This is a genomic window from Natronomonas sp. (genome assembly GCF_036625485.1).
Lineage (GTDB): Archaea > Halobacteriota > Halobacteria > Halobacteriales > Haloarculaceae > Natronomonas.
On record NZ_JAZKTR010000144.1, the window covers coordinates 1 to 6024 of the forward strand.

The window sequence follows — 6024 nt, forward strand, 5'->3', positions numbered from 1 at the left end:
ATCGGCGACCGTACGTCGTAATCGGCAGGGCACTTCGTTCCGCCCACACCGGTACTCGGTACTGTCACCATAGGTAGGGGTACACCCAGAACAACCATCGGACACTATAAATGCTTTGTGGGGTTGTACGGTTCGTGACAACGTTTGACGCGCCCGTATTCCGGCGGTAGCGACCATTTGGTACTCTGTGCCACACCCGTCTGACGGGCGGCATCGGTACTTAAATCAACCCGTGGAAATCCACCATGAGCGCCGAGGGTTTATTCGGTAGAACGTTCTACTAGCAGGTATGGCGACCTCGGTGAAGATGGACGAGGAGACGAAATCCCGCCTGGAGGAGTTACAGGCCGAAGTCCGGCTAGAGACGGGCAAGAACGTGACACAGCAGGAGCTTCTGGACCGACTCGTCACGGACGCCTACGAGTCGAAATCCGAGTTCATCGACTCGTTCCGGGAGACGACGCTTCCGCTGAGCGACGAGGAAATCGACGAGTTCCTGTCGGGGACGACCGCCTCCGGCGAGCCGATTGCGGAGGAGGATATCGACCGAGTGCTCTACGAGGAGGAGCCGCTTGAATGAGCCTGTTCATCGATACGGGTGTGTTCTACGCCCACCAACACGAACGTTCGAGCAGACACGACATCGCGACCGAAGCGCTTCGGAGCATCCTTTCTGGCGAGTTCGGGGCCCTCTATACGAGTGACTACGTGCACGACGAGGCCGTCACGCTGGTCCGCAAGCGAACCGGCGAGTTCGACGCCGCAAAAGCGGTAAGTGATCGGATTCTCGGGGACGAATCACCGATTACCGTCCTGCAGGTGGACGAGCCACGGGTCCGGGCGAGCGTCGAAGCGTTCCGGCAGTACCGGGACCACGACCTCAGTTTCACGGATGCAACGATACTCTCGCAGATCGAGGCTAACGACGTCGACACCGTACTCAGTTTCGACGACGACTTCGATGGTATCGTCGACCGAACCGACCCAGCCGCACTAGCCTGATACGGATCGTTGTACGGAATTACCGGCGAGCACCCGGTACGGCTCGGTGCTCGCCGGTAAACGACTACAATACTCCGTATGAATCGATTACTCCAGCGGGCCGAGGCCCCGCTCTTTCATCGCCGGCCAGTAGACCCACCAGACGACCGCCCACGTCGCGAGGGCGCCGACCGGAAGGACGGCGGTACCGCTCGCACCGAATCCGTAGGCGCGATACAGGCCGAACGCGACCTGTGCGTGGGAGAGGCCGGCGAAGAAGAGCAGGCCGCCGGTGAGTCGCGGGTCCTCGCGGTCGAGGAGGCCCAGCAGGGCGGACGCGAGCGCGCCCGCGTAGAGGAGGACGCCGGCCGGCCACGCCTGTAGGCGATTGGGCAGGCCGGCGGTGTAGACGAACAGGTACGAGTAGAGATCCGTGAGATGGAGCGGGTCGGTGTTGACGAGGCCGAACGCGAAGACGAACGTCGCTTCCCGGCCGGAGAGGATGACCGTCCACGGCAACAGGCCGAGCAGCCCGACTACGAGAACCCGGCGGCGAGTCGACGAATCCTCGGGGTGTGACCGGGTCACGTTACTTCCGGGCGACGATACGCAGGACGTCTTCGTCCTGGAGTTCGTGGCCGCGGCCGACCTGCTGTTCGTCGTGTTTGGCGCTGGGGCCGGTCACGCGGGCGAACCGGAACCGCTCGTCGAAGCTCCCGCCGAGCTTGTCGATGGCGTCGTCGACGGTGTTGTCCGCCTCGGTGAGGATGAGCGGTTCCTCGCGGTCGACGCCGCGGCCCGGTTTGTCCATGTAGATGCGGATGAGACCGAGTCGCTCCCAGATGCTCTCCTTCAGCGAATCGAGACCGCGGCCGTCCTCGGCGCTGATGAAGACAGCCTTCTCGGGATCGATGTCGTGTTCCCGGAGGTTCTCCTTGACCGTGTCGACGTAGGACGGGTCGATGAGGTCGACCTTGTTGACCGCGACCATCGAGGGGAGGTACTCGCGGTTGTCCTGCAGGGCGTCGACCAGCTGGTCGATGGTGAGGTCCTCGCGGATGGTGACGTCGGCGTTGACGTACTCGTACTCCCGGAGGACGCTCATGATGGTCTCGTCGTCGAGGCTCACCCGGTCGGAGGTGGTGAGGTTGATGCCGCCCTTGTGCTTCTTGCGGATGTTGACCTGCACGGGCTCTTGGTCGAGGCGGACCTTGTTCTTGTAGAGTTCCTCCCACAAGCGTTCGTACTGGTGAATCTCGAACGCCGAGAGGACGAACAACACGAGGTCGGCGGTCCGGACGACCGAGAGGACGGCCTGTCCGCCACCGCGGTTCTCCGCTGCGCCTTCGATGAGACCGGGTACGTCGAGGAGTTGGATGTTCGCACCCTGGTAGTCGAGCATACCGGGGTTGACGTCCAGCGTCGTGAACTCGTAGGAGCCGACCTCGCTTTCGGCGTTGGTGAGGGCGTTGAGGAGCGTCGATTTGCCGACAGAGGGGAAGCCGACCAGGGCGACGGTCGCGTCGCCGTGCTTTTCGACGGCGTAGCCGCCGCTGCCGCCGCCGGAGGACTGTCGCCGTTCCAGTTCCTCCTTCTTCTCGGAGAGTTTGGCCTTCAGACGGCCGATGTGCTGTTCGGTCGACTTGTTGTAGGGCGTGTTGGCGATCTCCTCTTCGAGCTCCTCGATCTCCTCTTCGAGCCCCATTATATGGCCGAAGACGCTGCCACCGAAAAAGCCGTTCGGTTGGGCATCCGCAGCCTTCACCGGAAGCGGCGGGATTAACAGCGGCCACGACGAATCGCTCGTATGGAGGACAAGAAGAAACTGGCCTACACCTTCGTCTGTCTCGGTCTCGCGTTCCTCGGCGTCTTCCACCTCGTCTTCTCGACGCTGTTCGGCTACGGCCTGCAGGCGGTCGGCGGCCTCCTCATCGGCGCCGGCGTGTTCGGCCTGCTCGTCATCAACGCGTAACGCGTGTCGGCCGCCAACACACCACGTTTCGACAGGGGTTTCAACAGGTTAATGACCGGATACAAGAAAGAAACCGGTGATGGCAGATCCATCCAGTCTCCGTGACAGCACCCAGATCGTTCTTCCCTGGGACGCCCTGGATGGACTCCGTTGTGAACTCGAATCCGAGTTCATGGTGACCGTCCACGACGAGGGCCACGCCGCTCGTATCATCGGCAGCCCCGTCGTCATCAAAGAGGTCAACGAGTTCCTCGTTCGCAACGGCATCTCGCTGCCGTAGCCCCGTCTGACGGGTCAGTCCTCGTGTTCGAACGTCTGCACCTCGACCGTCCGCCCTTCCGGATCCTCAGCGAAGAACTGGTAGATTTCATAGCGCTCGTTGTACCGGGGGGACTCGTCCGCAACGGTATGCAAACGATCATGGAGCAGGTCGACGCGTTCGCGTGAGTCGACGACGAACGTCAGGGTGCCATCGGTTTCGGCGCCCTCTCGCTCACAGAAGCCGAACCGGAAGTCCCCAGCGACGAGGATCGTACAATCGGGCTGTTCGAGCCAGACGTCGGCGCCGACGGTCTCGGTGTAGAACTCGACGGCCTCAGCGAGTCGTTCCGTCCGAAAGAAGACGATACCGTCCATACAGGTACCTCGGCCGGGGCGGCCAAAAACCCGTCTCCGCAATCGACAGTTGCTTGTCGCCATCCACCGACCACCGGATATGACCGTCGCTGCCGACACCCGCGAGGCCCTCAGAAGACGGCCCTTCCTCGAAACCGCGCTCCGGGCCGGCGTCGTCAACTACACCGCCGCCGCGCGGTTTCTGGACGTGGGCGAAACCGAAGCCGTCGCCGCAGCGCTCCGCCGCTACGCCGAGGAGCTAGAGGATTACGAGGAATCGGACCGACGCGCCAGCGTCTCGATGAGATCCGGCGTCGGCCCCGTCGACGCCGGCGGCGAAACAGCCGACGCGCTCTTGCAGGTCGGCGAGACCGCGTTCACCGCCGACGGCGGCGACTACACGGCAGTCGTCGCCGATGGCGACGTGGACGCGAGCGCACTCGTGGACGTGTTGGGTCGGCTTCGAACCGCCGACGTCGCCGTCGAAGCGGCAGCCGCCGCCGAGGGAACGCTGGCAGTCGTCGTCGGCCGTCGTGCAGGCGCCAACGCCGTTCGAGCCGTCGAGGACGCGCTGTAAGCGACGCATTCAAACCGTCCGCGGGCGTCGCTCCGACAAATGACGCTCCGCGTGCTGAACACGCTCTCGGGCGAGCGCGAAGAGTTCGAGCCGGCCGACCCCGACGACGTTCTCCTGTACTACTGTGGGTTGACCGTCTCCGATTACCCCCATCTCGGCCACGCGCGCACGTGGACGCACGTCGACGTTATCCATCGGTGGCTGGAACACCTCGGCTACGGCGTCCGTCACGTCGAGAACATCACCGACGTCAACGAGAAGATCGTCGCCCGCATCGGCGAGCGAACCGACGGCGAGACCCTCGGCGACAGCGAAGGCGACGTCGCCCGTCACTTCATCGACCAGCTGTTGACCGACATGCGGTCGCTCCACCTCAAGCGGGCCGAGGTCTACCCCCGCGTCTCCGAGCACGTCCCCGAGATCATCGACCTCATCGAGACGCTCATCGAGAAGGGCTACGCCTACGAATCCGAGGGGTCGGTCTACTTCGACGTGACCGAGTTCCCCGACTACGGCAAGCTCTCGAATCAGCAACTCGACGAGGTCGAAGCACAGGGCCCCGACGAGGAACGCGCCGAGAAGCGCCACCCCTCGGATTTCGCGCTCTGGAAGGCCGACGGCGTCTCCGAAGAGGCGGTCCACGACCACCGCGACGAGGCCTGCGAGTACGAGGCCGACAGCCTGGAGGGAACGACGTGGGACTCGCCGTGGGGCGAGGGCCGACCCGGCTGGCACATCGAGTGTTCGGCGATGTCGATGACCCACCTCGACGAGACCATCGACATCCACATGGGTGGCCGTGACCTCGTCTTCCCGCACCACGAGAACGAGATTGCCCAAAGTGAGGCCGCAACGGGCCAGGAGTTCGCTCGCTACTGGCTCCACGCGGACCTCTTCGAGATGGGCGAAGAGAAGATGTCGTCCAGCCTCGGCAACTTCATTCCCGTCGGCGAGGCCGTCGACCGCTTCGGGACGAACCCGCTGCGGATGTTCTTCCTGTCGGCCTCCTACAACTCCACCCAGACCTACAGCGAGGACGCCATCGAGGAGGCGCTGGAACGCTGGGATCGCCTCGAAAACGCCTACGAGCGCACCGTCGAGGCCGCCGACTCCGCCGATGCCCACACCAAGGTCGAATCCGAACTCCGCGAGGTCGTCCCCGAGGTCCGCGAGGAGTTCACCGAGGCGATGAACGACGACTTCAACACCCGCGAGGCCATCGCAGCGCTGTTTGACCTCGCTGCGGCGGTCCACACCCACCTCGATTCAGCCACCGAGTACGATTATCGCGGCCTCCGGGAGGCCATCGAGGCCTTCGAGGCGTTCGGCGAATCGGTTCTCGGCTTCGACTTCACGGGCGCTGCCGAGGGGCAAGCCACCCTCGCCGAGGAACTGGTCGAACTCGTCCTCGATGTCCGCGAGGCCGAACGCGAGGCCGGCAACTACGAGCGCGCCGACGACCTCCGGGACGACCTCGAAGCACTCGGCGTCGAGGTACAGGACACCGACGACGGCCCGACCTACCGGCTGTAAGGACCGCCGAATACTCGCGCGTCGAAAAGGAGACTCGCAGTCAGTCGTCGCTGGCGTCGAACTCGTCGAGGGCGCGGTGGAACACCATTCCGAGAGCGAGGTGTTGGGTCATCGCTTCGTGGAGTTCGTTCCGCACGGCCTCGCCGTCGTCGATGGCGTATTCCTTCGTCTGGACCAACTCGCGCATCTCGAGGAAGCCCTCCTCTTCGAGGTCGTGAAGCATCGGGTAGACCGTACCGGGGCTCAACTGGGCACCGAAAAAGCGGTTGAGATCCTCCATGACGCCCTTACCATGGGTGTCGCCGTCCCGAAGGCCGACGAGTAGCATGAGTAGTTCCGGGAGGGA

10 protein-coding genes are annotated in these 6024 nt (G+C 63.8%); 6 read left to right on the forward strand and 4 right to left on the reverse strand.

Annotated elements, in window-relative coordinates:
- Positions 1–289 precede the first annotated feature (289 nt).
- Both V5A53_RS12100 and V5A53_RS12105 read left to right on the forward strand, forming a co-directional pair.
- Positions 290–580 carry a hypothetical protein gene (locus tag V5A53_RS12100; RefSeq protein WP_332313871.1) on the forward strand — a complete coding sequence of 97 codons (291 nt, stop codon included), beginning with the start codon at positions 290–292 and terminating at the stop codon, positions 578–580.
- Positions 577–1002: a type II toxin-antitoxin system VapC family toxin gene (locus V5A53_RS12105; protein ID WP_332313872.1), complete on the forward strand. Its 426-nt coding sequence runs from the start codon at positions 577–579 to the stop codon at positions 1000–1002. Before V5A53_RS12100 ends, V5A53_RS12105 begins: the two co-directional genes overlap by 4 nt.
- 87 nt (positions 1003–1089) lie before the next feature.
- Here the strand turns inward: V5A53_RS12105 and V5A53_RS12110 are convergent, their stop codons facing one another.
- Complete coding sequence (locus V5A53_RS12110) at positions 1090–1569, reverse strand: TIGR04206 family protein (protein WP_332313873.1); 480 nt, start codon at positions 1567–1569, stop codon at positions 1090–1092.
- 1 nt (position 1570) lies between these two features.
- Positions 1571–2686 (reverse strand): OBG GTPase family GTP-binding protein, encoded by a 1116-nt coding sequence (locus tag V5A53_RS12115; RefSeq protein ID WP_332313874.1) that lies wholly within the window; start codon positions 2684–2686, stop codon positions 1571–1573.
- Between the two features lie 102 nt (positions 2687–2788).
- Between V5A53_RS12115 and V5A53_RS12120 the strand changes: the two genes are divergently transcribed.
- Positions 2789–2953: a hypothetical protein gene (locus tag V5A53_RS12120; protein WP_332313875.1), complete on the forward strand. Its 165-nt coding sequence runs from the start codon at positions 2789–2791 to the stop codon at positions 2951–2953.
- Between the two features lie 79 nt (positions 2954–3032).
- Positions 3033–3233, forward strand: coding sequence for a VNG_1110C family protein (locus V5A53_RS12125; RefSeq protein ID WP_332313876.1), 201 nt, complete (start codon positions 3033–3035; stop codon positions 3231–3233).
- A 14-nt stretch (positions 3234–3247) separates the two neighbouring features.
- Here the strand turns inward: V5A53_RS12125 and V5A53_RS12130 are convergent, their stop codons facing one another.
- Complete coding sequence (locus V5A53_RS12130) at positions 3248–3589, reverse strand: VOC family protein (protein WP_332313877.1); 342 nt, start codon at positions 3587–3589, stop codon at positions 3248–3250.
- Positions 3590–3668: 79 nt separating this feature from the next.
- On the opposite strand from V5A53_RS12130, the gene V5A53_RS12135 reads away from it, so the two are divergent.
- Together V5A53_RS12135 and cysS are read left to right on the forward strand one after the other, a co-directional pair.
- Positions 3669–4145: a DUF7523 family protein gene (locus tag V5A53_RS12135; RefSeq protein WP_332313878.1), complete on the forward strand. Its 477-nt coding sequence runs from the start codon at positions 3669–3671 to the stop codon at positions 4143–4145.
- A gap of 39 nt (positions 4146–4184) precedes the next feature.
- Entirely contained in the window at positions 4185–5678 is a 1494-nt protein-coding gene (gene cysS / locus V5A53_RS12140; protein ID WP_332313879.1) for a cysteine--tRNA ligase, read from the forward strand.
- A 40-nt stretch (positions 5679–5718) separates the two neighbouring features.
- On the opposite strand, the gene V5A53_RS12145 is transcribed toward cysS, so the two are convergent.
- The coding region (locus V5A53_RS12145) for a PadR family transcriptional regulator (RefSeq protein WP_332313880.1) at positions 5719–6024 on the reverse strand (306 nt) is incomplete at its 5' end.